Source organism: Cellvibrio sp. KY-GH-1 (genome assembly GCF_008806975.1).
In the GTDB taxonomy this organism is placed as follows: domain Bacteria; phylum Pseudomonadota; class Gammaproteobacteria; order Pseudomonadales; family Cellvibrionaceae; genus Cellvibrio.
Window position 1 is genome coordinate 1,718,700 of the sequence record NZ_CP031728.1, and the last position, 25,944, is coordinate 1,744,643.

At 47.7% G+C, this 25,944-nt stretch carries 22 protein-coding genes and 1 other RNA gene; 8 read left to right on the forward strand and 15 right to left on the reverse strand.

Annotation, left to right across the window (positions count from 1 at the left end; genetic code table 11):
• The first annotated feature begins 7 nt into the window (after nucleotides 1-7).
• From D0C16_RS07320 to D0C16_RS07335, 4 genes are all read left to right on the forward strand, one after another.
• Nucleotides 8-517, forward strand: a complete 510-nt coding sequence (locus D0C16_RS07320) for a hypothetical protein (RefSeq protein ID WP_151031706.1) — start codon at nucleotides 8-10, stop codon at nucleotides 515-517.
• Nucleotides 518-532: 15 nt separating this feature from the next.
• Nucleotides 533-1,003 (forward strand): Cys-tRNA(Pro) deacylase, encoded by a 471-nt coding sequence (gene ybaK, locus D0C16_RS07325; protein WP_151031707.1) that lies wholly within the window; start codon nucleotides 533-535, stop codon nucleotides 1,001-1,003.
• Nucleotides 1,004-1,095: 92 nt separating this feature from the next.
• On the forward strand, nucleotides 1,096-1,470 hold the full coding sequence (locus D0C16_RS07330; RefSeq protein ID WP_225318939.1) for a hypothetical protein: 375 nt from the start codon (nucleotides 1,096-1,098) through the stop codon (nucleotides 1,468-1,470).
• A 429-nt stretch (nucleotides 1,471-1,899) separates the two neighbouring features.
• Nucleotides 1,900-4,401 (forward strand): glycoside hydrolase family 18 protein, encoded by a 2,502-nt coding sequence (locus D0C16_RS07335; protein WP_151031709.1) that lies wholly within the window; start codon nucleotides 1,900-1,902, stop codon nucleotides 4,399-4,401.
• Nucleotides 4,402-4,548: 147 nt separating this feature from the next.
• On the opposite strand, the gene D0C16_RS07340 is transcribed toward D0C16_RS07335, so the two are convergent.
• The 15 genes from D0C16_RS07340 to ffs form a co-directional block, all read right to left on the reverse strand.
• Nucleotides 4,549-5,256, reverse strand: a complete 708-nt coding sequence (locus tag D0C16_RS07340) for a DUF6445 family protein (RefSeq protein ID WP_151031710.1) — start codon at nucleotides 5,254-5,256, stop codon at nucleotides 4,549-4,551.
• A 12-nt stretch (nucleotides 5,257-5,268) separates the two neighbouring features.
• Nucleotides 5,269-6,768 (reverse strand): tryptophan halogenase family protein, encoded by a 1,500-nt coding sequence (locus D0C16_RS07345; protein ID WP_151031711.1) that lies wholly within the window; start codon nucleotides 6,766-6,768, stop codon nucleotides 5,269-5,271.
• Nucleotides 6,769-6,805: 37 nt separating this feature from the next.
• Nucleotides 6,806-7,582 carry a SapC family protein gene (locus tag D0C16_RS07350; RefSeq protein WP_151031671.1) on the reverse strand — a complete coding sequence of 259 codons (777 nt, stop codon included), beginning with the start codon at nucleotides 7,580-7,582 and terminating at the stop codon, nucleotides 6,806-6,808.
• Nucleotides 7,583-7,621: 39 nt separating this feature from the next.
• Nucleotides 7,622-10,744, reverse strand: a complete 3,123-nt coding sequence (locus D0C16_RS07355; RefSeq protein ID WP_151031712.1) for a TonB-dependent receptor — start codon at nucleotides 10,742-10,744, stop codon at nucleotides 7,622-7,624.
• Nucleotides 10,745-11,164: 420 nt separating this feature from the next.
• Nucleotides 11,165-11,632 carry a Dps family protein gene (locus D0C16_RS07360; protein WP_151031713.1) on the reverse strand — a complete coding sequence of 156 codons (468 nt, stop codon included), beginning with the start codon at nucleotides 11,630-11,632 and terminating at the stop codon, nucleotides 11,165-11,167.
• Between the two features lie 102 nt (nucleotides 11,633-11,734).
• On the reverse strand, nucleotides 11,735-12,199 hold the full coding sequence (locus D0C16_RS07365) for a GNAT family N-acetyltransferase (protein WP_151031714.1): 465 nt from the start codon (nucleotides 12,197-12,199) through the stop codon (nucleotides 11,735-11,737).
• On the reverse strand, nucleotides 12,199-14,196 hold the full coding sequence (locus D0C16_RS07370) for a vWA domain-containing protein (protein ID WP_151031715.1): 1,998 nt from the start codon (nucleotides 14,194-14,196) through the stop codon (nucleotides 12,199-12,201). The genes D0C16_RS07365 and D0C16_RS07370 overlap by 1 nt, the downstream gene beginning before the upstream one ends.
• A 222-nt stretch (nucleotides 14,197-14,418) precedes the next feature.
• Nucleotides 14,419-14,919: a dicarboxylate/amino acid:cation symporter gene (locus tag D0C16_RS07375; protein ID WP_151031716.1), complete on the reverse strand. Its 501-nt coding sequence runs from the start codon at nucleotides 14,917-14,919 to the stop codon at nucleotides 14,419-14,421.
• 94 nt (nucleotides 14,920-15,013) lie between these two features.
• Nucleotides 15,014-15,457, reverse strand: a complete 444-nt coding sequence (locus D0C16_RS07380) for a YcgN family cysteine cluster protein (protein WP_151031717.1) — start codon at nucleotides 15,455-15,457, stop codon at nucleotides 15,014-15,016.
• Between the two features lie 6 nt (nucleotides 15,458-15,463).
• Entirely contained in the window at nucleotides 15,464-15,760 is a 297-nt protein-coding gene (locus tag D0C16_RS07385) for a YcgL domain-containing protein (RefSeq protein ID WP_151031718.1), read from the reverse strand.
• A 35-nt stretch (nucleotides 15,761-15,795) separates the two neighbouring features.
• A complete protein-coding gene (gene rnd / locus D0C16_RS07390; protein ID WP_151031719.1) occupies nucleotides 15,796-16,935 on the reverse strand; it encodes a ribonuclease D in 1,140 nt (379 codons plus the stop codon).
• 70 nt (nucleotides 16,936-17,005) lie between these two features.
• The gene (gene recR / locus D0C16_RS07395) at nucleotides 17,006-17,617 is read right to left on the reverse strand and encodes a recombination mediator RecR (RefSeq protein ID WP_151031720.1); all 612 of its coding nucleotides are present in this window, start codon (nucleotides 17,615-17,617) and stop codon (nucleotides 17,006-17,008) included.
• Between the two features lie 45 nt (nucleotides 17,618-17,662).
• On the reverse strand, nucleotides 17,663-17,983 hold the full coding sequence (locus D0C16_RS07400) for a YbaB/EbfC family nucleoid-associated protein (RefSeq protein WP_151031721.1): 321 nt from the start codon (nucleotides 17,981-17,983) through the stop codon (nucleotides 17,663-17,665).
• A gap of 32 nt (nucleotides 17,984-18,015) precedes the next feature.
• Nucleotides 18,016-20,055, reverse strand: coding sequence for a DNA polymerase III subunit gamma/tau (gene dnaX / locus D0C16_RS07405; protein WP_151031722.1), 2,040 nt, complete (start codon nucleotides 20,053-20,055; stop codon nucleotides 18,016-18,018).
• Between the two features lie 159 nt (nucleotides 20,056-20,214).
• Nucleotides 20,215-20,310: signal recognition particle sRNA small type (gene ffs / locus D0C16_RS07410), an RNA gene on the reverse strand.
• 396 nt (nucleotides 20,311-20,706) lie between these two features.
• Here ffs and tpx point away from each other — a divergent pair.
• The 4 genes from tpx to D0C16_RS07430 all read left to right on the forward strand — a co-directional run bounded on the left by tpx (nucleotide 20,707) and on the right by D0C16_RS07430 (nucleotide 25,938).
• The gene (gene tpx / locus D0C16_RS07415) at nucleotides 20,707-21,204 is read left to right on the forward strand and encodes a thiol peroxidase (RefSeq protein ID WP_151031723.1); all 498 of its coding nucleotides are present in this window, start codon (nucleotides 20,707-20,709) and stop codon (nucleotides 21,202-21,204) included.
• Between the two features lie 305 nt (nucleotides 21,205-21,509).
• Nucleotides 21,510-22,964, forward strand: a complete 1,455-nt coding sequence (locus D0C16_RS07420) for a PAS domain S-box protein (RefSeq protein ID WP_151031724.1) — start codon at nucleotides 21,510-21,512, stop codon at nucleotides 22,962-22,964.
• Nucleotides 22,957-23,388: a response regulator gene (locus D0C16_RS07425; protein WP_151031725.1), complete on the forward strand. Its 432-nt coding sequence runs from the start codon at nucleotides 22,957-22,959 to the stop codon at nucleotides 23,386-23,388. The genes D0C16_RS07420 and D0C16_RS07425 overlap by 8 nt, the downstream gene beginning before the upstream one ends.
• Before the next feature lie 42 nt (nucleotides 23,389-23,430).
• Nucleotides 23,431-25,938, forward strand: a complete 2,508-nt coding sequence (locus D0C16_RS07430; protein WP_225318940.1) for an EAL domain-containing protein — start codon at nucleotides 23,431-23,433, stop codon at nucleotides 25,936-25,938.
• Nucleotides 25,939-25,944 lie beyond the last annotated feature (6 nt).

Sequence of the window (25,944 nt, forward strand, 5' to 3'; positions counted from 1 at the left end):
GTACCCAATGAACCCCATCGGACTCGGCTCAACCCGCAGTAACATCAACTTCTATATTGCTAATCGCCCACCGATTGATGACTATCCTGGGATGAATGATTTACGCGGGCTGGCGGCGGGTGAAATTGCACATATTGTTAAACACACCAGTAACCATTGGCGCAAAGTATTTAATGTATATGCGAAGCTATTGTTTGATTGGTATTCGTTGCAACAAAAAAATGGGGCGGAAAGCTGGCAAGAGTATCGGGATGTAGAATTATTTCAGCCGCATTCGCACGTAGCGCTGCTATTTAGCGCTCCGCGTTTTGATACGGACAATTCAGCAATCCATATTATCGCCGGTAAAACCTATGCGGCGAATTTGGATTTACCGCCGTTGGTTTGGTTGGATGCCTATTTTGCGATCAATAAAGAATACCGTGTAATAGTTGCGCCCTATCCGGACTATCGCCAATTATCGAATGAACGAATTTCACAACTTATCGAATTCATGGGCAGTGTTTTATATAAATGATAACGGACATACTTTATGACACCCGCTATAAAAGCTCTCGAAAAAGCCAAAGCACCATTTAAAGTCCACGAATACAGCCATGACCCAACCGCTGAATCCTATGGATTAGAAGCAGCAGAAAAACTTGGTATAGATGCAAGCCGCGTGTTTAAAACTCTGGTGGTAATGCTGGATGCAAAGGACTACGCCGTTGGAGTGATTCCCGTCTCGTCCATGCTCAGTATGAAGCAAATTGCAAAAGCGGCAGGAGCAAAAAAAGCAGTCATGGCAGACAAGCAGCAAGTTGAAAGAATGAGCGGTTACGTTCTTGGTGGCGTTAGTCCATTTGGACAAAAGAAATTACTGAAAACCTTTATTGATTCTTCTGCAAAATTACACCCCACCGTCTTTGTTAGTGCGGGCCGTCGCGGGTTGGAAGTCGAATTAACGCCAGAAGTATTTATCCAATTACTGGGTGGTAAATTTTTTGAATTAGCTCAAGAATAGAAAGTCGCATATACCCTATAACCCCCACCAAACAAAAAGGAAAAATGATGAAGCACCTATTACTATTATTAATCACTGTAACGTGTAGCTACGTGTCCGCAAAAGAACCTTTTATTGGGCAGGATTATTCAGGCATCTATACATGTACTGGAGATGATAATCATGAAGGGAAGTACACCGGAACTGTAACCATCAAATTAGTTGCCGCGCAAAGTACCGGTGAATATGGAGCTTATGATTTTAAACTCGAAGTTCCGGGCTATGGAATTTATCTAGGACAAGCCGCTGCCCAAAAAGATGTAATGGGAATTTATTTCGCGCTCACAGACCCAAAGCCAAAAGATTACGGAACCGGGATTGCACGCTTTAGTAAAAACGCGGCGGGAAAATGGCAGTTTAACAAGTACTATTATGAGGCTGAGTTTAAAGGCGGTAATTTCGGAATGGAAAACTGCGTTCAACAGTAATTAGCTACAGTATTCCCTCCTCAGGCTTTGCAAAGCAATAGATAAGCGCCTGTCAGCTTACCCGCAATAAGCCTCGTTCGGCATTTAAATAAACCTTGTGCGTATTTAAATGCCGAAATGAACTCGAACATAACGAGCTCGTGCATTTATTTCCACTCACCCAGTTCATTTTGTTGACAAGCATAACCCTCGCAACTAGCTTAATTGGACAACGTTGTCTGTTGTCTTCGCAGCTGAGTTTGCGAAGCTCTCCTCCCAAGCAGTCAGAGAGATGGCCAGGATGGCGTTTGTTAGCAATTCCTGACGCTTTAATCTTTGTCATTGGCGCTCTAATTTAATCAACCACCTCAAAGCGCCTGTCAGTTTGACTTGCTGTGATAAAAGCCGTTATCCGATTTTCCAAACATAATGAATAATGAGGATACAAAAATGGTCAAAACAAAGTTGTTATTGCTGTGTATTTTATTTTTTTCTGCTCACACACTGCACGCCTATGATTGCACTAGCCTTGCACAATACGCACAAGGAAATTACGCCACTGGGGCATTAGTAAAAAATCACAACAAAGCCTATCGCTGTACTGTTGGCGGCTGGTGTTCTGTTGGTGGCCCCTACGAACCCGGTGTAGGTTGGGCTTGGGCCAATGCCTGGACTGATTTAGGTAGTTGTGATGCAGTTACAACAAGTAGCACCGCTCTCCTTTCATCCAGTACTGCAGCGCGCTCAAGTTCATTGCGTTCAAGCAGTGTCGTCAGTAGTGCGTTATCAAGCGTGCAATCCAGGAGTTCATTAATTACCAGCTCCAGTCGCTCAAGCCAATCCAGTTTATCTGGTAATTGCCCTGTTTATAGCGCGGGAACCAGTTATCAAGCAGGCAGCGTGGTGATTAATGCAGGCGGCTTTTATTCATGCGCCGTACCCGGCTGGTGCTCAAGCGGCAATGCGGCTTATGAGCCAGGTGTTGGTTGGGCTTATACATCCGCATGGACTACAACAACCGCCAGCGCATGCAGCGGTTCGGGGAATTCCAGCAGCACTGCAAGCAGTTTGCCCAACACAGGTTTTTGCGCAGAAGAATTTATCAGCGGAAAAATTTATACCGCGGGCTCACTCGTCGCTTATCAGGGCATTGTTTATCGTGCATTGGTTGATACGCATTCGATTCAACCCGGCAATACTGCTTACCCTGGCCAATGGTCTGCTCCTATTGGTTATCCCGATGCCAATAAATGCCCTGTCCCCATTCCCAACACCATTAACTACGGCATTGCACAGCCGGTTGCAGGAAATCTAAACACAGGAGTGATTAATCCAACCGGGGCTATTGCCGCCGCACGTATTTCCAACACTCAATCGACATTAGCGGGACAACAAGGTGCAATAGCAGTCGCTACAGATAACGGCGGCGAACACGCAGGTCTGGATGGCGATAACGGCGCGCGCGTTTCGAAATTGGTACCAGGAACGCTCGCGCTACAACACAACACCTATCAGGTGACCAGTGGAACTGAAATTGTGACTTACATTGGGGACTGGGCCATTTATGGTCGCAAAATTGATTTCACTAAACTCGCAGCATCCAATGTCAATCGAATCGTTTATGGCTTTGCCGGCATTTGTTACCCGGGTGCCAGCAATGTGCAAGACGGTGGTTTCCCAACTTCGGCACCCGCCGCCGTGTTGCGCAATTGCACGCAAAGTAAATTACCCGATGGCGCCATGGCACTCGCTGATTTTGAAGCGGCCTTTGTGCGCAATGTCGGCGTTGCCGCTAAAGGCGTTGTGGGAACGGAAAGCCAGTACTCGCTGGATCGCACCAAAGTCGGTGGCGTATTTGGTGCGTTGTATTTATTGCGCCAACAAAACCCACATTTAAAACTGGATTTATCCGTTGGCGGTTGGACCTTATCCGAAGGATTTTATTGGATGGCAGGCAACCCAACACGACGCAAAGCATTTGTCGATTCGATTGTCCATTTCCTCGAGCGATTTGATTTTGACGGTGTCGATATTGATTGGGAGTACCCCGCAACCGACGGTTCAGTTCCCGGCGCATCCAGCCCCGCTGATGCCGCTAATTACGCCACGTTAATTCAAGAATTGCGCGCAGGCTTGGATTGGCTCACGGTAAAAACCGGAAAAAAATACCGCTTGTCATCTGCAATTCCTGCGGGACTGGGTCGTTTGGAGAAAATTAATTGGGCCACTGTACATCCCTATATGGACCGCCTGTATGTGATGACTTACGACCTGACCGGCGCTTGGGAACGGGAAATATCCCATCACACACCTCTGTACACAAACCCGAATGCAACAGGTTCTTCTGCGGGTACATCTGCCGACTGGACCTTAAGTTATTTGTTGGGTGTTGGAGTTCCCGCGAATAAATTAATGATTGGCGCCGCAAATTATCACCGTGCAAAAGCAACGGCGCCCGGTGATATTCGCGAATACACCAACGGCGTTATTGGTTCCACCACGGCGGGCAACAGCAATTGGACAGGCGCACAATTAATTTTGGGAATTGCCGGCGTAGGCTCCTGGGAGGCCGGCGTTGTGGAAGGTTACGACCTCTATCAAAACTTTATAGATCGAGATTTAAAGCCACGCAATGGTTACACACTCTATACCGATAAAATTGCCAATGCCGATTACCTGGTACACGAAGGTATTGGTTCTTTCATCAGCATCGAAACACCACGCACCGTTGCACTGAAAACCAAATACGCAAAAGCGAAAGGCCTTGCAGGAATATTTTTCTGGATGGCAGAACAGGACAACGGTTACAACCTGAATACGGTCAACCATATTCTTGGCAATCCATTAATCACCAATAAGGCCGACGCATCACCGCAGAACCAAATTCCGGTGTGCGGTAAAAACATTACTGTGCAGGAGTGCGAGCAATTGATATTACCATTACGGCAATAACTTAAATCGGAAATAAAAAATCCCCGCCATTTTTATCGACGGGGATTTCTTATTTCCGCACATAAAATTTATCAAGCTTTTTATACCCCCACCAATTTTTCATAAAGGTATTTAGCGCTAACCCATTAAATAGGGACACTTAATAAATTAGTTAAATTCAAAAAACGATGTCACCGTAAGCCGACCCGTCGCCGGGTTGGGATCAAAATTATACCCATCTCCAATCTTTCCACAGTGAAGGCTCGTCCCCCTGTACATCAACAATCGGTTAAACACTGCATCGTATGCGGCTATCTCGTCAAATTGATCCGTAGAACCCTGGATATAACCTTCCGGGTAGGTATCTTCTGTGGGGTATCGCTCTTGTATTTTTTCGATGTACCGGGGATAGCGTTGTTCATCGATATATTCATAGTTCGTTGGCCTATGACGATACAAGGATGTCCCCGTACCAGGGACCGTTTGCAGATAATGCACAAACGCCAGCCCCTTGCGTGACGGTGAATCAAAATGCGGGATTCGCTGCAATAATTCCAGTTCGCTTTGGCGCGTTGTTATTATCGAAAACTTGGAAACTGCTTTCCTGATTTTCCTTACCTCTAGATGAAAAAATTGTTCCATAAAGAAGCCAAGATTTTTTACAAGCGCCATGGTGTATTCTTGCGGAACCTGCATTCGCACACCAGGATAAAATGAATCTGCCACCGCAAATTCATTGATCTGCACTGCACGCTCTTTTAACGCTAACGCGCCTTTAAGGTAGTTATCAACCAATACAACTTCTTGTTGCTCATTGCCAACTTTATAGCATTCAATGTTGGCGTCTTCGCAAAGCTCGTAGGCAATAGAGTCCATACAATATGCTCTTTAAACTGGCATTGCCTTACAATATTTGTTGATCAATTCTTGATGCGAAGGCATTGCTGCGACTTTTTTATGGACATCGTCTCTCAAGAAGGCCAGAAAACCTTTCAACTCCTTTTCTTCCATCATGTCGACGACCGGATGGTATGCCGCGGGCATAATGCCCTGCCCCATCATGACCTGAACCCAGGAGTCGTTTAAAAACAACTCTTTGTCTTCGAGCATGATGGTGCCGGTATCTTTGAATAACTTGATTCGACGCGCCAGTATTTCAGGGATTTCCATGTTCTTACAATAACGCCAAAATTCCGTATCCTCCCGTTGGGTTGCGTGGTAATGCAATATCACAAAATTGCGCGCACGATCCATTTCTTCACTGGATTGCCGATTAAACTCATCCACATTCGACATGGAAATTTCATGCTGTGGGAAGTATCGCAGTAAGCGATAAATGGTAGACATGGCTAAATGAATGGAGGTAGATTCAAGCGGTTCCAAGAAACCTGATGCAAGCCCGACGGCAATACAGTTTTTATTCCAGGCCTTTATACGGCGACCTGTTTTATATTTAATCACGCGCGGCTCAGTGACCGGGCGACCTTCCAAATTGCTCATTAGCGTGTTGATGGCTTCATCATCGGATACATGCCGACTGGAAAAGACCAAACCATTTCCGGTTCTGTGTTGCAGCGGTATACGCCACTGCCAGCCAAAATCGTGCGCTATTGATTGAGTATAGGGCCGTGGCGAGTGCACGTTTTCCGTTTGCAGTGCAATGGCAGAATCACAGGGGAGATAATGACCGTAAGGCACATAGGGTGTGTTTAACGCACCATCGATCAGCATGGCTTTGAAACCGGTGCAGTCCAAAAATAAATCGCCGGCTATTGTTTGCCCATCCTTCAATAACAACGAGTCAATATAACCATTCTCTGGCGAAACATTGACTCTCTCAATAAATCCTTCAATTTGTTTGACGCCGAGTTTTACAGAAAACGCTTTTAAATAGTCCGCATATAAATTGGCGTCGAAATGGTAGGCATAGTTTACCCCATCATTTTCGCCACTACATTTCTCCAACCTTGCCGCTTTAGACTCAGGGCAGTAATCGCCAAACGGAATGTTTATACCGTATTTTTTTCCAGCCATCCAAAAATGTTGGAATTGACATGCCCAGCACTCTTTTCCAGTAAGACCAAACGAGTGAAAATATTTATCCCCTTTATTCGCCCAGTTACTGAATTCAATTCCTAATTTAAAGGTGCCTTGTACATTTGCCATCAGCTCCATGTCATTAATGCCCAGGAGCTTATGAAATACTCGCAGGGTGGGAATAGTTGCCTCACCCACACCAATTCGTCCAATTTCGGGGGATTCAATCAGGGTGATGTCGAGATTTTTTCCGAGCACCTTGGCGATGGCCGCCGCTGCCAACCAGCCGGAAGTGCCGCCACCGGCAATTACAATTTTACGAATAGAGTTCACTGCTGTATGTTCGGTCATTTCTTCGCTCATATTCATCAATGTGAAGCATGCTAACTTACTTCATTTTTGCATTTTTGATATCAATCAAACCCTGAATGTTATTTACAGAGTCAGCAACATTGTACGCAAGCGATAAGAAACCCGATTTGTGTAGCTCCACCACAGCAGCACTTTCCAATGCCATTAATTTTTCAAGATGCACGGTATATCCGGCATCGAACTTAACGGTAGTACCACTCGATAAATCAATTTCCAGCATAACCCGCTCAAGCAGATCGTATTTTAAAAAGGCGTCAACCATCGCTTCAAGCGACTCTGAACCTGTATGACTCGATGACAATACATCTCTTATTTTATTGAGCGTGTCGGAAGCGCTACCATCTGCATTAAACAGGGCGGCCCCTGCATTTTGCTGAATTCTTGAATCATTGAGATCCGCATAAATTGCCAGGCGCTGCTCCCCCTCTTGTTGCTGGAGACCAATCAGAAACGGACCCTGCCTCACGGCGAGTGGAATATAACGAGCACTCCAAGCCGAACTCTCGTTAAGGAAGAGATTTTCATGCTCCTCAAATCCCAGTAAAACTACCGGTAAAAAACGACCCGTCTCAGCGTCTTTGCGAAATAGAATCGGGTATTCTCGCTGAGCCTTGGCAAACTCATTGGGCAATATCACCATCGCACCTACCTGGTGACCATAGTCAGCACCGAATTTTTCCACATACCCAAGAGCATTATGCTGTGCAGCGTTTAGCGGTTGAAAATCTTTCATTCTATTGCCCGTTTTTCTTCTATTAACTAAAAAGGAACCACCTAAAAAAGTGCCGCTCATAGAGCGGCACTTTTTATGACTACCATCAACTACTAACGATTAGAAATTGTAACGCGCTGACAGCGCATAACGAGCTTCCAATATGTCGATGTATCTTACTTGGTTTTGTGTGCGGCCATAGGTTTTCTTATCCTCAGCCAACACGTTGGTACCTTCAAACGAGACGGTTAAGTCTTCAGTAACTTTGTAACCCACGTTGAAGTCAACCTGACCATAGTCATCGGTAAACTCAGGCTCACCACCACCAACGTTCGCACTGCTCAAGAACTTATCGCGCCAGTTGTACGCAATACGCGCTTGCCATTGGTCGTTTTCATAGATACCGATCAAGTTTGCCGAATCACTTAAGCCAGTTAACGCAAATTGCGTCGCAGAGCCTGGTTCTGCATAAAGGTCGTAGCTGATGCTGCCGTTAACAACGGTGTAGTTCGCTTGAATACCAAAACCACTATCACCGAAGAAGTGCTGGCCTGCAAATTCCCAACCGTTCAACACAGCGTCTTTCGAGTTGGTAGGCATGGAGGTGATATTGGTAACGCCTGGGTCACCCGCGACAGCCACAATATCTACACCATCTTTATACAACTGGTAACCAGCCTCAGTGCCAGAAGCGAGACCTCCTGCACCACACAATTGCGCGGCCTTGGTATTGATACAGCCATTATCAGTACCATTCATTCTCGCAACTTGCTCGAACAGGTTACGCTCATTCACTGCAATACCAGCAGCAGTCAATGCAGCTGCCGCTGCGCGCGCGCGCGGACCATTACTTGGATCCAGGGTGCCAGCGTAAGTCACGTTACTTTCTTCGGTACCAATGAAGTTAGGTACGCGCTTGTCGAAGAAACCAATAGACACATAATCGGTATCGTTGAAGTAATACTCAACCGAGAAGTCGATGTTGTTGGATTCAATAGGTTTCAGCTTAACGTTACCGTCACTGCTGGTACCCAGCGAACCACCAGCTAACAATGGACCACCTCTTGGCGCATTACCGGCCGCACCCATTTGCAGATCGTTGTAGTTTGCACGGGAAATCGTTTTACTGCTGGATGCACGTGCAATCAAATCATCACTAATATGGAAAGTTAAGTCCAAATTAGGCAGCACATTGGTGTAATCGTATTTGCTAACGGTGTAAGGCAGCGAGCCAGCGGCACCGATCGCCTCATTGTTGAAGTCTCTATCGGATGTCCAGGTGATTTTTCTTGGAGAAACACGTGAGTAGGACTCTACATCGGTAGTTTCGTAGCGAAGACCTGCCGATACATCCACTTCCATTCCACCCAGGTTACCGGTGAGGTTAGTTTCAACGTAAGCGGCCTGAACATCTTCAACAATCTTACGGTCTGTACTGTCAGTTTTGTTAGCGGCGTAAGGAATTTTATCCGGTGAATCAGCAAACATTGCCTCAGCCACCGCATTGAAGTTGGTCACGCGCACACCGGTAATATTGGATGTTGCTTTGCTGCCGTTGTTGCCCGCTTTGGTGAACAGATCTTTGGCGCCAGCTGACAAGTTAGAGTTATAGCCATCAAAATAATCATTGAAGTTAATTAACTCGAACCAGTCAGGGTTAATATCACCCGGAGCCATAACGCTCCATCCGCCTCTCATGGTGGCATTACCAATGTCGGATTGCTTTTGAATCGATTCGGTTTGCAGTGAGCTCAGACCAAAGTTGATGGAACCCGACTCAGAAAACTCGTACTTACCGGAAACCTTGGCTTCTTCAACATCTTGCCAGGCGCGAGCGTTAACCAACTGGCTAATGGTGGAGCCCACATCACTTTTCTTGATCTCACCGTTTTGTACAACGCTGGCAATCAAAGGCAGATCACCGCTCATATCCAAACCTTGAGCCAACAAGGTATTTACACCGATACCCAAGGTCACGTTTGAGCCGGGTGCCGCATAAGGAGTTGCACTGGATTCAGCCTTGTGAACATCGAGCGCAAAACTCAATTCATCACTTGCTTGATAGGCCAAGTTAAAACCTACGTCATCCAATTTGTTTTCAGCTGAACGCAAGGAGTTTTTCAGCGCGATATCGCGCGGCGCGCCAGTTGGGTTCGCCTGCCACACATACAGCGGTGATTTACTGATTGAGCTGTCATCCCACTGCACAGCATTCGTTGGCCATGCACCATCAGAGAACCACAAGGAGTAAATCGCTTGTTGCGATTCCACTTTGGTTTTTACACTCAGAACATCCAGTGTGGCGGTAAGGGCTTCAGTTGGACGGAATTGCAAGGTCAACAAGGCGTTATCACGCTCACGTGTTGTATCCGTGTGAAAAAAGTTCGCTTCTTGAAGACGCGTCGCCAAGTCGCCTGTGCCAGGTACGTTAGGCGTCGCCTTGGTTGGCTCGTTAACAACAACAGCACCGGGAGTATAACCACTGTTAAAAATGTCGCCGCCGGCGTAGCGCTGTAACTTATCACCCCAACCACTGTTCGCATAACCCGAACGACCGCTGTCACGCTCTTGGTGAGCCAGCGACAAGGACGCACCGAACATATCATTTGACCAGCTGGCAAAACCAGACAGCTCTGGTGTAACGTCATCGCCAACGTCGTTAGATTCGTCGTACAGCGCCTTTCCACCAATAGTGGCTTTGAAGCCATCGTAATCAAATGGTTTAGCGGTTGAGAGGTTCACCGTTGCACCAATACCACCGGTAGGAACGCTTGCCTTACCGGTTTTATAAACCTGAACACCATTCACTGACTCAGAAGCAATGTTGCTCATATCAAATGAACGGGTGCTATCAACGCCACCACCTTCACCGATAGACGCTGATGACAATTGACGTCCGTTCAGGGTTACCAAGTTGTAAGCTGGACCGAAACCACGTGAAGTGAGCTTAGATCCTTCACCGTCAGTACGATCAATCGAAATACCGGTGATACGCTGTAATGATTCAGCCAGGTTAGAATCCGGCATTTTACCGAGGTCTTCTGAAGAAATCGCATCAACAACGCCTGGTGAGTTACGTTTGACATCCACCGCACGAGTCAACGACGCGCGAATACCAGTCACCATTACTTCTTCTACTGAACCATCTTCCTGTGCAAATGCGACGCTACTGAAACCTGCTGCCATGACCGATGCAACAGTGGTAGCAATCACTTTCTTTTTAAATGTCATTGGGTTTTGCATGAACTTAATCCTCGAACCGTTATTGTTATCGTAACTCGCTGTAGTGCGGGTGCCTCCGCAGGGTGACAACCCTAAGCCAGTTACCTCACTGGTCTTGCTTATTTAGGGATCAGTAATAGAGACCTACTACTAATCCCGAGGCTATCTTCACGAGTTCATTCAAAACAGGCGTCCGAGTAGACTTCAATTCGGGAAGGTGGGAAGTTCGAAAGAAAGTGTTTTACTAGTATGAGCAAAATTCCTTTTTAATCAGACAGTTAAAAAATCATATTTTAAAAAATGGGACAGACTTTTTGATTTTAGGGTTGAATTGAAACAGGTTCTGGGAAACTTCCCATATTTGTACGCCGAAAAAATGGACAAAAAAGCCCGGCAACTGCTGCAGCTGCCGGGCTTTTTGCGTGCTTTTCGCGACTAAAATTATTCAAGCAAGCTGCGCAACATCCAGGCCGTTTTTTCGTGAAGCTGGATACGCTGGGTAAGTAAATCAGCCGTGGCTTCATCCTGTGCCGACTCCACCACTGGATACAGTGAGCGCGCGGTGCGTACGACTGCCTCTTGCCCTTCCACCAACAACTTGATCATTTCCTGAGCTTTGGGAATCCCCTCCTCTTCTTTAATACTGCTCAGCGCTGCATATTGTTTATAAGTTCCCGGCGCAGGAAACCCCAGAGAACGAATGCGCTCAGCAACCAAATCCACCGCCAGCGCCAGCTCGGTGTATTGCGTTTCAAACATTAAATGTAAGGTTTGGAACATAGGGCCGGTTACGTTCCAATGGAAATTATGCGTTTTGAGATAAAGCGTATAGGTATCCGCCAACAGCCGGGATAAACCCTGCGCAATTTCCTCGCGCTGAACCTGGGAAATTCCAATATCAATATTCATAGTGACTCCTTAGCCATGCACTTACGTTGAGTTAACTGAACTATAGATACAGACACCCGCAGCAGCCATTTGGTTTTACTTATGGCCCGGATAAAAACTTTTTCAGGTCTGTTGATAGCCCATCAATACCCAATCGCGACCGCGCGTGCGGTAGCGCGAATGAATAGCAGCAATATCGGCCGGGCAATGGTGTGGGTCGCGTTCAAACGTCAAGCGCGTATAAAAATCAGTCAAATGTGGCAGTGCAAAGCAATAACACCCCCGTGGAGCGAGAAGTGGTTTAACCTGATTCAGCAAGCGGGATGCCAACCCATTTCCTCGATATTCGGGAGCCACCAGTAAATTGCGCAGCCAGTAATGGCCGGAACTCTGGGGAACGAAGCGCGCAGCACCAGCCCATTCCCCTGCGGGCGATGACAACACAAATACCCGCTCCTGAGGAGCGCATTTGACCTTATAGCCAAAGGAACGATAAAAACGGTCCGCCAGCGCGAGGCGCGCAGGCTCAAGCGATAACAATAAAAATGCGGATTCGTTAATGGTTGAGGAAGGCTCGCACACAGACATCAGGTTTTATCTTTATCGCCGGGTTCTTCCATATTATCTAACGGGAACAAATTATCGGCCATCAAATCATCAGCCATTTTCATTTCTCCCTCGGCACTGTCATTCATGGGAATGGTGCCCATGTCGGACTCATCGGATACATCAATCACCGTTTTTTCTGCTGGAGCAGCAGCTGGCTTTTTCAAACTGTTAATGTCTGTTTTAAGGGTTTTCTCAATTTCATCACTATCGTCTTTATCTTTGCCGCCCGCAATTAAACGGTAAACAAAGTAGCCCAGGATAATCACCAATATATTGCCAACGCCTATGCCTACGTAGAGCCAAAGGTTGGAATCTTCCTCCGTGGCTTCTGGTTCTGGCGCAGAATCGACCTTTTCTACCACAGCGTCACTGGATGCTGAGGATGAAGCAGCCACTGAACTTGCTGGTTGCTCGGCAGCTAATACACTGGCTTCATCGGGAAAATAAAAGCTATCCGCTTTAATTGTTTCCGTGAGTGGACTGCCGTCGATTTGTTTACCAGCAACACTTAAGCTGATGTCGTAGTGCGCGGTTTGCACCGGAGTAAATGAGAATTCCCAGCGCTCATTGCCAATGGTATTTAAATCGCGCTCCAAATTATTCGCTTTAGAGTTTTTAATAATTGCTTTCACTGTGGTTGCGCCTACATCCACAGTTTCCACATCAGCGATCAGTTTATAGCCATACACCTTTTTACCGCTGGACTCATCGATCGTTTTTTCCAGCTTGAACGCAGAATCAGAGATATTCAGGTGATGGATAAATTCGCGCTTGAACGTTTTGCCGTCGATCAGAATTTTTACGTCGAACTCACCCTGCCCAGCAAAACCTTCCAGTTTTTGATGGAAAACACCATCGTCCGGCGTTCCCATGGTTAGTGTGGTCGATTTAACTTCAGGACTATCACCACCGGAGGTAAGCACCTCCCCGGTTAACACACCAAGGAAATCCTTATTGATAATCGTGTTGCCGTTTTCCTGAAACGAATAAGCTAAATCCAGCGACTGACCGGATTTAATATTGCTTTTCATCGGCTGCACGGTCAGCTGTAAATTGCTCACTACGGTGACGCGACTACCTGGAGCCATCTCGGTTTTTACTTTCCACTGACCCGCCAGCGGTGATTGCACGGTTATCAGATCGTATTTATCCGTGCGATACCAATTTACATTATGTTTAGGGTCCGTGCCGCTAAACTCTTTGCCATCCGGGGCAACAATAATCGTTGCTGGAACTTCAGCGCGCCGAAAAATCAACGCGGTAAATTCCTGGATACTGCTATCGACTAAAAAACCATTTTCGTCCAAAGGGACGCGTTCCGCTGGAACCGCTTGATCAAAAATGCGCAGAAAAGTGCTCATTAACTCATCTGCAGTGTCAGCGACTTCTGAAATACCGTCAGTAGCCATGGAGAGCTTTTTCATCAATTCCTGATCAGAGTCGCCCGAAAGAGCAATGGTGTGAATCCGGTAATCGGAGGCTTTTAAACGCGGTAAAATTTCGGTGAGTACGCGTTTGCGTTCATTCAAATTCACCACCGCTTCTTTGCTGATATCAACTACCCCATCTGTTAGCAAAATAATGTTGCGGCGATAGTCTTTAGCGGGGTTTGCGTAATCTTCAGCGGCCTTATCCAAGGCACCGCCGATATTAGTAAACATAGCGATAGAATTGATGGTGCTGGCTTTTTGCGAGCCATCGGTGCGCCACGCCTGGTCCACAACACGATGCGGCACCAACATATTCACTGACTGGCCAAAGGTCCAGATACCAGCTTTGCTGTTATCCGGAAGCAACCGCACTATTAAATCCACTGCCGGCTTGCGCAGATTTTGGGGGTCGGTTTTCTTCATGCTGCCGGATATATCAATTACCACGCGCACATCTGCTGGCAAGGGCTTGGCAATTTCCTCAGCCCACAGAGGGGAGGATAAGAGCAGCGCGGCAGAAACCAGGGCGAAACACAGCTGGCGCATGGGGATTCCTGTTAATCAATTGGCGTGTACAACAGGCAGGCAAAGCTCGCCCACTCTGGATGTTATTGCCATTAGTTATAGCAGCCGTGAGCCAATTCGCCATTTTTGACAGGACTGGAATTTGTAAAAAACGGTAGCGTGATAAATCATTTCGCCGGGAAAAATAAAAAGCCAGCACGAAGCTGGCTTTTGCAGATATGGGGTACGAAGAAGAAACAGTATTTAGCGAATCGCGCGAATCGGTTCTTCATGGAGGAGCTCATCGCGCGCGAGACGCTCCTCGCGCGACAACCCGCGACCTGAATTCCGATCCGCTCGCCGTTGATTGTAGTTATAGTCTTCCTCATCTTCATAACTGTTTTGCTGATACGGATGATAATCCTCCTGATGTTTGGAGCGTTTGCCACGCGTAAGCATTTGGTAAATCAATGACAGTACCTGCGCCAACGCCCAAATCCCCAACATAACTTTCAACAGTGGTTTAATCGTCGCAAAGCCACCGTCAAAATAACCAAACACCAAGGTATAGACGCCGGGAGCCATGATCATTTTCTCAGCATCGATGGCGTAAGGAGTAAATAGAATCACCATCACCGTGATAACAAAGAAATGCGTAACCACACGCCCCAGACGACGAAACAGCAACCAGGCAGCCAAAGTGCAACCCAGCGCCCCAGCAAGGTACAACGCCCAGGCATATTGGTATTCAGTGATATTTTCCATTAGCTAAATCTCCGGAGCTTTATTGCTACAAGCGTCATAGCTGCAACAGCCATTAATACAAACTCATTTACTAAAAACTGCTTTAACACAACTATTAACTCACCCAACGAATAACGTAATCTTCCAAGTCATCCGGGTCTACCGATTGCTCGTGCACCACTCGCCCGCGCACCGAAATTCCGGCCGTGTGCACTGTCTCTGGATCGCCAGAAATTAACGGGTGCCAATCAAACAAAGGGATTCCCTCTGCCACCAGGCGATAGGCACAGGTTTCCGGCAACCAATAAGTATCTTTGACGGAGTCTGACGTAAGGACCGCACAGGCTTCCACCAGTTTCTGACGGTTAGTGTATTCCTGACAGCGACAAGTGTCATGGTCCAGATAGCGGCAGGCAACTTTCGTGTAATACACATCGCCGGTATCTTCATCTTCGAGTTTATGCAGGCAGCACTTACCGCAGCCGTCACAGAGGGATTCAAACTCCTCGGGCGACATCTGCTCCAATGTTTTTGCCAGCCAGAATACGTGTTGTGCCATACCAAACTAATGACCGGATAATTTTGAATTTAATGCGCGAATACGCTCAGCATCTGCATCGCGTTCACCACGTGGTGGCATTTGCAAGTAAAAACCTTTCTCTTCCAAACTCTCTGCCACTTTTTCTGCACTGGCATTGGCGAGCTTCTTCCCCGGAGTCAACAGCAAGACCATAGCCTGCTGTGGTTTACCAAATAGCTTCAATAAATCCTCTGGGACACGACTCAAACCTTCTTCTTTTTTTACATAAAGATACATGCCCTCTTCCTTCGGGCTGCGATAAATTTCACAAATAATTTTCATAGGTTGAATAATCGATTAATAAAAAAAGCAAGTATTTAAGACAGCGTTTGGGTCTGAGCAAGACGCAACAAACCTTCGCCAATCAAACCAAAACGCCACCCTTGCAAACGCACGGGTAATTGATAAGTACCGCCTTTCATCCCTGAGCGCACAATAAATTCGTAATCTTTTTTCCGAATTAATACTTCCGCTGGAATTTGCTGTTGCTCGGCAAATTCGCGCACAAAACTTTTCAGCGCTTTCATTAGCGGGCCCTCGCTCTGTGCGAGCGGAGGATCCAAGCGCGCTGGCCAACTGATTTCCGCCGAGTTCAGCGCATCAACAACTATTTTTACGATGGTTTCACCATCGTGCTTAACCGTGCGCGAAGGAATATCCGGAATCTTGGGTAACAGTGCTAGATCCTGCACTTTTTTGCGTGCAATTTCCCACAGACTAGGTTCTTTAATTAAACGGTTGCGCGGAATATTGCGGGCACGCGCTTCGCGTTCACGCCAGATACACAGATCGCGCAGCACTGCCAATTCTTGTGGGCGCAGCTTCCAGGCAAAACCGACTTTCTGGTAGGCATCCAAAAAATCATCCGCTTTGCGGGCATTGGCCACCAAATCGGCACAGTCACTTTTTACCCACTCCAACCGCTCATTGGCTTTTAACAATTGCAATAATTTGCCGTAGACCACCAGCATGTGGGCGACATCCAGGGCGGCATACTTTAATTGCGCCACACTGAGTGGACGTTGCAGCCAATCAGAGCGGGTTTCATCTTTTGGAATTTCAATGGCGAGCAAGGTTTTAACCAGGGATGAATAACCCAGGCTAAACCCCAGACCCGCAAACGCGGCGGCAATTTGCGTATCAAATATCGGTGCAGGCACTACGTCCAACCAGCGTTGAAATACTTCCAGGTCTTCAGAGCAGGAGTGCAATACTTTGGTCACAGCAGGGTCGAGCATTAACTCACGCAGCGGCGCGTTATTATTAATCGCCAAGGGGTCAATTAAATAACAACCTTTTCCATCGCCAATTTGAAGCAGCCCAGCGATGGGATAAAAAGTTTCGCTGCGCATAAATTCCGTGTCTACAGCAATAGCCGCTTGCAGGCGCCAGTTAGCGCACAGCTCAGCTAATTGATCATCCCGATCAATCCAGATAGGTTCAGTTGGAATCAGCATTCGATGACTATCAAAAAAGTGTAAGAGTTCAAAAAAATATCAGCGCTAAAATATACGCAGTTCACGCAATTTATAAATTGCGTCGCGATGAAAACGCGTGCGCAAGGGTACCGCCATCAATAAACTCCAGCTCACCACCAAGTGGAACACCATGAGCAATGCGCGAGACAATCACATTCAGATTTTTAGCGCGCTCACTGATGTAATACGCAGTCGCCTCGCCTTCCACAGTTGGATTCGTTGCCAGAATCACCTCGCGCACGCGATCTTCCGGATGATTGGGATCGGCCTGCAACAAACTGATGAGCTGATCAACACCAATGTCTTCCGGACCTATGCCATCAATCGGTGAAAGGTGGCCAAGCAATACAAAATATTTACCCTGATAGGTACCTGCCTGTTCAATAGCCAATACATCGCCAGGGGTTTCCACCACACACAATAAACCGTTATCGCGCCGCGTATTCGCACAGATGCCGCAAAATTTTTGTTCGGTGAGTGTGCGGCAGCGCTGGCAGCGCCCAACACCGGCAACGGCCTTTTGCAAACTGGCGGCAAGACGCTCGGCACCCACGCGGTCGCGCTCCAGTAAATGCAGCGCCATACGCTGAGCGGATTTGGGGCCAACACCAGGCAGGCAGCGCAGGGATGCCATGAGTTCGTCGATCAACGGGCTAAACATGAATAGTATTTTCTAGTCGATAATTAAAATAGTGCTGATCAAACATTAAAACGGCATTTTGAAATCGGGCGGGATGCCCATACCGGCAGTCATCTTCGCCATTTGATCGCGATTTTGCTGTTCGATTTTACGTACCGCATCATTCACCGCCGCAGCGAGTAAATCTTCCAACATTTCTTTATCTTCACGCATCAGACTGTCATCGATGTGGACTCGTTTTACGTCATGACGACCTGTCATCACGACCGACACCAAACCTGCGCCGGCTTCGCCTTTTACTTCCGCCTTCGCCAAGTCTTCCTGCATTTTTTGCATATCGGCCTGCATTTGCTGGGCCTGCTTCATTAAATCGCCAAGACCTTTCATTGCGTCCTCTTTTTTAAAATTTAAATCGAGAATTAATTAATGGGTTGAATCGTATCTTCACGTAAAGTTGCGCCGAACTGCGCAATCAGCTGCAATACGATTGGATCATTTTTGATGGAATCTTCCGCCTGCAGTTGTCGCTCGGCACGCAAGCGAATCGCCATTAATGCAGGTGTTTCTGCGGTGACTTTTCCTAACTGGATACTCACGCGAATAGGCTCCGCAAAATAGTCTGTCAACAAATCCGCTAAACGTTTTTCGTGGCTTACATCAAAGAGCGTGCTGTTAGTTTCATCCAGAACAAACTGGAACGCGTTACCTTGTCGACCAATGAGCTGGCAATTCGCAACTGTACTTTGCAAAATTCCGGTCACACCCAAGCCTAGATAAATTTCCGTCCACTCCTGCGGACCCGCCTGATCATAGGGAATCTTGCGAACTGGCTTGGCGCGCACCGGCTCAGGTGCAGCTTGTTTTACAGCTACTGTGGGCACTTCGACGGGCGCAGGCGTTGCAGGCGAATTCAGTACAGAGTTTAGGATGGCCGCTGCAGGCGGCTGAGCCGCCTCAGACTTTTTTGGCTCAGGTACTCCCTGACTAGCCGCTTGCTCCGCTGGCGCTTCGTAATAAGCCGGGGCTTGTGCATATTCGGCGTATTCGTCGTCAGGCACATTGTCGTAAGGGCCATCAAACGGCGGAGATTCTTGCATTGCCTGTGGCGCAGTCGCTTGTGGTGCAGTGACTTGTGGTACAGATCCACCAGCATTCGCTGGCGCAGCAACACTAGTGAAATTAACTGGCGCTGTTGCTGTCGGTTGCGCAGCAGCTTGCGCAACTGGCGGCTGTAAGGGCGCTGCCGATTGAGCAACTGCCTGCTGAGTGTTTACTGGTGCAGGATTTTGAGCTGGAGTATTAACCTGTGCTGCCGCAACAGGTCTTACCGGCGCCGCAGAATTTGGCAATGCCTGGGTTGGCATATCAACAACGCCTTGCGGCTTGAATGCCAGCATGCGCAACAAGACCATCTCAAAACCCGCGCGCGGATCCGGCGCCAGCGGCAAATCACGGCGACCTAACAAGGCAGTTTGATAAAACAGTTGTACATCTTCAGCAGGAAGTTGCAGCGACAATTGCAGGATTCGCTCGCGATCGCCATGGCTATTATCCACTGCCTCCGGTAAGGCTTGGGCAATGGCAATGCGGTGCAATACCGCAAGCATTTCCGCCAGGGCACTGGCGTAATCCGGCGCTTGCTCAGACATACGCTCTACCGCTGCCAGCACTGCACGGCCATCGTAGCTGGCAAGTGCAGTGACAATATCGTAAACCGCAGTCTGGTCGATGGTACCGAGCATGGAACTGACTTCAGATTCGGCAATCTTGCCGGAACCATAGGCAATCGCTTGATCGGTAAGACTCATGGCATCGCGCATACTGCCATCGGCGGCGCGCCCCAAATGCCATAGGGCAGATTCTTCGTAAGGTACCAACTCCTGTTCCAGCACGAATTTCAAATGCTGGACGATGCGCTCGGGGTTCATGTTTTTCAAATTGAACTGCAGGCAGCGCGACAGAATAGTCATTGGCAGCTTTTGCGGATCAGTCGTTGCCAACAAAAACTTTACGTGAGGAGGTGGCTCTTCCAGTGTTTTCAACAGTGCGTTAAAACTGCTGTTAGAGAGCATGTGCACTTCGTCGATCAGGTAAACCTTGTAGCGGCCACGTGTTGGCGCGTACTGAACGTTTTCCAACAACTCGCGCGTATCCTCGACTTTGGTACGCGAGGCCGCGTCCACTTCAATCAAATCGACAAACCGGCCTTCAGCAATTTCGCGGCAGCTTGAGCATTGACCACAGGGCTCGGAACTCACCCCGGTTTCACAGTTCAGGCACTTGGCCAAAATGCGCGCAATGGTGGTTTTACCCACGCCGCGCGTACCGGTAAACAGGTAGGCATGGTGCAGGCGATTATGATCCAGGGCGTTAATCAGAGCTTGGAGAACATGCTCCTGCCCCACCATTTCGCGGAAAACCCGTGGTCGCCACTTGCGTGCCAGAACTTGATAGCTCATGCCGAATGCTGCTCTCTTGCCAAAAAGGAGGAGTGAAAAATCAGGCGGCGATTATAGCGGTGCAAGGCAGAAATAGACACCAACAAGGGCAAGGAATCACTGGGGCGCGATTGAATAAATACAAGAAAACAGGCGGAACAGAGGGAATTTAGGAGGCAACCCAACCAGCCACACCCCGGCACATAACTTACTGCTACCGTTGCTCCCTTCCGGGCCTGGCGGGGTTTACAGATCATCATTGCGAGGGGACCGGTTAGGTCACCATTGCGCTTACGTTAGCCGAGCAGCTAGCGCAAGAGGCGCGCATTATCATCACTTTGCTGTTTCATTGCAAGGCGGAAATTAGGTTTCGCACTTTTGTGCGATTGTTGATCGTAGGGGGCGCAACTTATCGCGCCCAGATTTATTCGCGCAACCCCCGCCATGATCACAGAAAATTTATAGCCCCATTTTTGGGCGCAATAAATTGCACCCCTACAGATTGCAAAAATACCCTGCAATTTCACCAAAACATGACCAATTCCCTGTTATTACAAAGATTTTTTCCGCAGTGGCGCGTTTTGCAATTCCCTTTTTTGCCGCCATCAACTAGGCTTCTCTTCAGATTTTTCAGCGACAAATCAAACACACAAGTTTCAGGAGTATATTTTTATGGCAACAGTGACCCTCAAAGGAAACCCTTTCAATACCAACGGTAACCTGCCTGCAGTAGGCGGCAAGGCACCAGCGTTCAAACTGGTAAAAACCGACCTTTCCGAAGTTTCCTCTGGCGATCTGGTTGGCAAGCGTGTTGTGCTGAATATTTTCCCAAGTGTTGATACCCCTACCTGCGCTCAATCTGTTCGCACTTTTAATGCCCAAGCCAGCGCACTGGAAAACACCGTAGTAATTTGTGCTTCACAAGACTTGCCATTCGCACTGGCTCGCTTCTGCGGCGCTGAAGGCCTGGATAAAGTAATCCCGGCATCTGCATTCCGCTCTGCGTTCGCGTCTGATTACGGTGTAAAACTAATTGATGGCCCATTGACCGGGCTAACTGCCCGTGCAGTAGTGGTGCTGGATGCTGAAGGTAAAGTATTGCATACCGAGCTGGTCAGTGAAGTTGCGCACGAACCCAACTATGATGCCGCACTGAAAGCCTTGACGTAAATCACCCGCTTCTGCGACGTTCAAAACGCCAGCCTTAGTGCTGGCGTTTTCATTTCTGGAGCAATAGAAAATCGCAGTCACCCGCCTTAGTGAGCCAACTCACCACCAACTTGCCTGAAAGAGAAATTAGTCAGCTGTTTTAATAGCCAAAAACTCTGAAAAACAGCGCTATTTTTTGTTGATCCCGCCGCCTGATAAGTAGCCACTGCCTATACTCAAGCCAGGAACCGCGGAGTTTCACGGGCAATTTGCGAATGAAAAACTGCGGTAGAGTTTCAGCGTGGTAATCAAGGGAGCCTTACAGGATGCCACCTCAGGGCGATTCACCGAAACAGCCAGGCTATATCCGCGAACTACTTGATGCAGTGCCTGCGGGCATAATCGTGACCCATCAGGATGGACGCATCAGTTATCTGAACGCCGAGGCAGAGCGCCTATTCGGCTATGCGCGCGCAGAACTCATTGAACAGAGCATCGATCTCCTACTTCCCGACCGATTTAACCATAACCATGCGCAGCTGCGGCAAAGCTATATAGACCAACCATCGACCCGGTACATGGGAGCCGGACGAGACCTCTACGGTAAACGCAAAGACAATAGCGAGTTTCCCCTGGAAATCGGATTGCGCTCGCTGGTTGCAGATGGCGAACAATTTATTGTCGCCACTATTGTTAACATTACTCGCCGCAAACAATTGGAAGAACGCTTTAGCAAAGTTATCGATGCTTCGCCCTATGGCCAATTGTTGGTGGACGAGCACGGCGTTATTCAGATGATTAACCCCAGCTTGTTGCGTTTGTTTGGTTACAACCGCGATGAATTACTGGGTAAATCCATGGATATTTTATTGCCCGAACGCTATCGCGATGGCCACGAAAAATTGCGTGCCGGATACATCCAAAAACCCAGCTTGCGCCCCATGGGCCTGGGGCGGGATTTAACCGGGCGCCATAAAAGTGGAACAGAAATTCCAATCGAAATCGGGTTAAGCCAAGTAGAAAGCGATTTGGGTAACTTAACACTCGCGGTGGTCACGGATATTTCCGAGCGCAAACGCCTGGAATTAAATTTAAAGCAGGCCAACGCCCACCTGGAAGAATTTACCTACGTCGCTTCACACGATTTGAAATCGCCCTTACGCGGCATTAGTGATCTCGTGGAATGGATTCATGAAGACTTGGGTGATAACACGCCCGAGCCAGTCAGCAAAAATATCGAGCGAATTCGTTTACGAATTGGCCGAATGGAACGGCTGATCGAAGATTTGTTGCTCTATGCGCGCGCCGGCAAACGGGCAAAAGAATCAAGCATAATTGATGTAGCCTCATTGATTAGTGGCATCATCGAAATGCACCCGATTCCAGCGCATTTCCATATCCAGCAAGACATACGCATTAAAGAAATAATCGCGGCAAAAATTCCGTTAGAAACGGTGCTAAGAAACCTGTTCAGTAACGCACTGAAACACCACAGCGGCATAGACCCTGTGATTTCCATCAGCGCGGAGGCTAGTGGCAGTTACTGTTTATTTAAAGTAGTCGATAACGGGCCGGGTATTCCCAAAGGCGCTCAAGAGCGTGTGTTCCGCTTATTCCAAACTTTAAGCAACAGCGAAAGCTCCGGCAGTGGTATCGGCCTCGCCTTGGCCAAACGGCTAACCGAAAGTCACGGCGGGCAAATTGAATTAATAAGTGATGATAGTGGTTGTAGCTTCCATGTATGGTGGCCACGCTTTGCGAGGAAAGATATCGATGAGTAATGAAAGCAAGGTTAGTATTTTACTGGTTGACGACGACGATGTAGCCGCAGAATCAGTGGTTCGCAGTTTACGCAAACACGCCATGGATTTTCCGGTGGTACTCGCGCGCGATGGCTTGGAAGCACTGGAAATATTGCGCGGCGACCACACAGATTTGATCATCGAACGCCCCTATCTGGTGTTATTGGACCTGAATATGCCACGCATGGATGGCTTCGAATTTCTGCATGAGGTACGCAATGACAACAATCTGCGCGATAGCATTATTTTTGTGTTGACCACTTCCGATGCTGACTCAGATCGTACCCGCGCCTACCACGAAAATATTGCCGGCTATATGGTGAAATCAGCGGTGGGCCCCCAGTTCGCCAAACTGGCAAGCCTGCTAGACAATTATCGCAGCTCAGTCAGCCTACCGGGCTAACCTTCCATTTTTATCGATAGCAGAGTCACGAGGACACTGACTATGATGCCGGATAGCTTTGCAGACAATAAATCCATGTTGCTATTGTTAATTGAAGACGACGATGTCGACATGGAGAAAATTAAACGTACATTGGCCAAAACCTTGCTCAAGTTGCGGATTATGGAGTCCACTTCAGCAAGCCATGCCGAAGAACTGTTAAAACAATATCAATTCGATTGCGTCATGGTTGATTACATTCTGGAGGATACGAATGGTTCAGATTTAATCGACAAAATTTTGAATCATAGACACAAACCAACACCCGTAATTATGATCAGTCAGTATTCTGACGAACGTGTAATTGCGGACGCAATGCGCGAGGGCTTATTTGATTACCTCCCAAAACGCAACCTAGATGCCGACTTATTGCGCAAGACCTTGTTGGCCAGCCAGATATGGGCAGACACCGAGCTACAGACGAAAGAAGACCGAACCCGGTTTAACCAACTCGCTGAAGGCCTACCGCAACTAACCTGGACTTGTTTGGCAGATGGACGATGCGATTTTGTCAATCGCCGCTGGTGCGAATACACAGGCAGAACATTGGAATCTCAATTGGGCTATGGATGGCTCGATAATGTTCATCTGGATGACCGGGACTATCTGATGAAATCCTGGCGCGCTGCGGTAGAGTCTGGAAAGGAGATGTTTGTTATTTTCCGCATCCGCCGCCACGACGGCGCCTATCGTTGGTTTGACACACGTGCAATACCACAACGAGACAATTCCGGAGAGATCGTACGTTGGCTTGGTAGCAACACGGATATCACTGATGTGGAGTTAACTCGCCAGGCACTTGCAAACAGCGAGCAACTTTTTCAAGCAGTGTTTGAATATGCTCCTTTGGGAATGATGCTGGTTAACCTGCACGGCCAGATTATTAAAATTAACCCCGCCTTGTGCCAAATTCTTGGTTATGACAACCATATTTTCGACAACGAGCGCGAGCCGCCACCCACCTTATTTACAAAATTTATAAGCGAACAAGATCTGGATAACGCGCAATTTCAGTTGGAAAAATTGCGTTCAGACTCAATACGATTTGTGCAATTTGAAGCACAACTATCTACTCGCGCAACGCACTATGTACCCACGCTAATAAGCGCCGCTTTTATTAACAAGTTTAATGATCAGTCATGTTACCTACTGCAGATCTCTGATTTATCTGAACGAAAACGTTACGAATCACAACTCATTAAGCTTGCGCATTACGACACCCTAACTGGCCTGGGGAACCGCGCCAAGCTGCATCAGGAAATTGAATTTTTAATTAAAAAATCCCACCGTAACGCGGCACCCTTTGCGGTGCTGTTTGGCGACATAGATCACTTCAAACAAATTAATGATGGGCTCGGCCATGAAGCAGGCGACCAGCTGTTGAAAATCATCGCCCGACGCTTGCAAAAAGCGCTTCGCCACGAAGACAGCGTTTGCCGTTTGGGAGGCGATGAATTTGTAATTCTTTTACAAGATGTGACCAAATTTGAAGCCGTGGTTTCCGTCGCAGAAAAGCTGATTAAAAAAGTTCGCAAGCCAATAAAGCTTGGCACTAACCGGGTTCATGTGGGAATGAGCTTTGGGATCGCACTCTACCCTACCGATGGCAATGATGCTAAAACGCTACTGCGAAATGCGGACAGCGCACTCTACGATGCAAAAGCTAAAGGCAGAAATTGCTATCAACTTTATCGTAAAGAATTAACCGAGTACGTACACAACCGTTTATTACTGGATGCAGATTTACGCAAAGCCATCAGCAACCGCGAATTCGAACTGCACTATCAACCTGTAGTCAGTTTGGACACCCGCGAAATCATTTCTGCCGAGGCTTTAATTCGCTGGAATCACCCAACGCGCGGCATGGTGCCGCCAGACGAGTTCATTGCCTACGCACAGGAAGCGGGGCTAATAGTTGCCATGGGCGAATGGATTGTTAAGCAAGCCTGTGTTCAGGCCAAGGAGTGGGAAAAAGCAGGCCACCCGATTTCGGTATCGGTTAATATTTCAGCACGGCAATTCGTGCAACAAAATTTGTTATCCATCATTAACCAAGCGCTAGAAAGTTCCGGCTTGCCTGCGCACCGACTAACTGTTGAAATTACCGAGCAAATGTTTTTGGAAAATACGGACAATAACTTGAAACAAATCAGCGAACTCAAGGCAATGGGAATAAAAATATCGCTGGATGATTTTGGGGTAGGCTATTCCTCGCTGAGCTACATTATCCGGTTTGCACCTCATTATTTGAAAGTGGACCGCTCCTTTGTTAATCGTATCGGCACCGCCAAAGAACATGATGAAATGGTCAAAGCGATCATTGGTCTCAGTAAAATCATCCCTATGCAAATCGTTGGCGAAGGTGTTGAAGACACTAACCAACAAGATTTTTTACAAATGCATGGCTGTGACTTTGGTCAAGGCTACTTATTTTCACGCCCATTACCACAACAAAAGCTACTTGACTTCCTCAACGAATACACCAATCGAGAAGCAGCAAAAATCGCGTGATCCGAT

Bases quoted from the DNA above. Each gene is read 5' to 3' on its own strand.
- D0C16_RS07320 (WP_151031706.1), top strand. From the start codon at position 8: ATGAACCCCATCGGACTCGGCTCAACCCGCAGTAACATCAACTTCTAT.
- ybaK (WP_151031707.1), top strand. From the start codon at position 533: ATGACACCCGCTATAAAAGCTCTCGAAAAAGCCAAAGCACCATTTAAA.
- D0C16_RS07335 (WP_151031709.1), top strand. From the start codon at position 1,900: ATGGTCAAAACAAAGTTGTTATTGCTGTGTATTTTATTTTTTTCTGCT.
- D0C16_RS07340 (WP_151031710.1), bottom strand. From the start codon at position 5,256: ATGGACTCTATTGCCTACGAGCTTTGCGAAGACGCCAACATTGAATGC.
- D0C16_RS07345 (WP_151031711.1), bottom strand. From the start codon at position 6,768: ATGACCGAACATACAGCAGTGAACTCTATTCGTAAAATTGTAATTGCC.
- D0C16_RS07350 (WP_151031671.1), bottom strand. From the start codon at position 7,582: ATGAGCGGCACTTTTTTAGGTGGTTCCTTTTTAGTTAATAGAAGAAAA.
- D0C16_RS07355 (WP_151031712.1), bottom strand. From the start codon at position 10,744: ATGCAAAACCCAATGACATTTAAAAAGAAAGTGATTGCTACCACTGTT.
- D0C16_RS07360 (WP_151031713.1), bottom strand. From the start codon at position 11,632: ATGAATATTGATATTGGAATTTCCCAGGTTCAGCGCGAGGAAATTGCG.
- D0C16_RS07365 (WP_151031714.1), bottom strand. From the start codon at position 12,199: ATGTCTGTGTGCGAGCCTTCCTCAACCATTAACGAATCCGCATTTTTA.
- D0C16_RS07370 (WP_151031715.1), bottom strand. From the start codon at position 14,196: ATGCGCCAGCTGTGTTTCGCCCTGGTTTCTGCCGCGCTGCTCTTATCC.
- D0C16_RS07375 (WP_151031716.1), bottom strand. From the start codon at position 14,919: ATGGAAAATATCACTGAATACCAATATGCCTGGGCGTTGTACCTTGCT.
- D0C16_RS07380 (WP_151031717.1), bottom strand. From the start codon at position 15,457: ATGGCACAACACGTATTCTGGCTGGCAAAAACATTGGAGCAGATGTCG.
- D0C16_RS07385 (WP_151031718.1), bottom strand. From the start codon at position 15,760: ATGAAAATTATTTGTGAAATTTATCGCAGCCCGAAGGAAGAGGGCATG.
- rnd (WP_151031719.1), bottom strand. From the start codon at position 16,935: ATGCTGATTCCAACTGAACCTATCTGGATTGATCGGGATGATCAATTA.
- recR (WP_151031720.1), bottom strand. From the start codon at position 17,617: ATGTTTAGCCCGTTGATCGACGAACTCATGGCATCCCTGCGCTGCCTG.
- D0C16_RS07400 (WP_151031721.1), bottom strand. From the start codon at position 17,983: ATGAAAGGTCTTGGCGATTTAATGAAGCAGGCCCAGCAAATGCAGGCC.
- dnaX (WP_151031722.1), bottom strand. From the start codon at position 20,055: ATGAGCTATCAAGTTCTGGCACGCAAGTGGCGACCACGGGTTTTCCGC.
- tpx (WP_151031723.1), top strand. From the start codon at position 20,707: ATGGCAACAGTGACCCTCAAAGGAAACCCTTTCAATACCAACGGTAAC.
- D0C16_RS07420 (WP_151031724.1), top strand. From the start codon at position 21,510: ATGCCACCTCAGGGCGATTCACCGAAACAGCCAGGCTATATCCGCGAA.
- D0C16_RS07425 (WP_151031725.1), top strand. From the start codon at position 22,957: ATGAGTAATGAAAGCAAGGTTAGTATTTTACTGGTTGACGACGACGAT.
- D0C16_RS07430 (WP_225318940.1), top strand. From the start codon at position 23,431: ATGATGCCGGATAGCTTTGCAGACAATAAATCCATGTTGCTATTGTTA.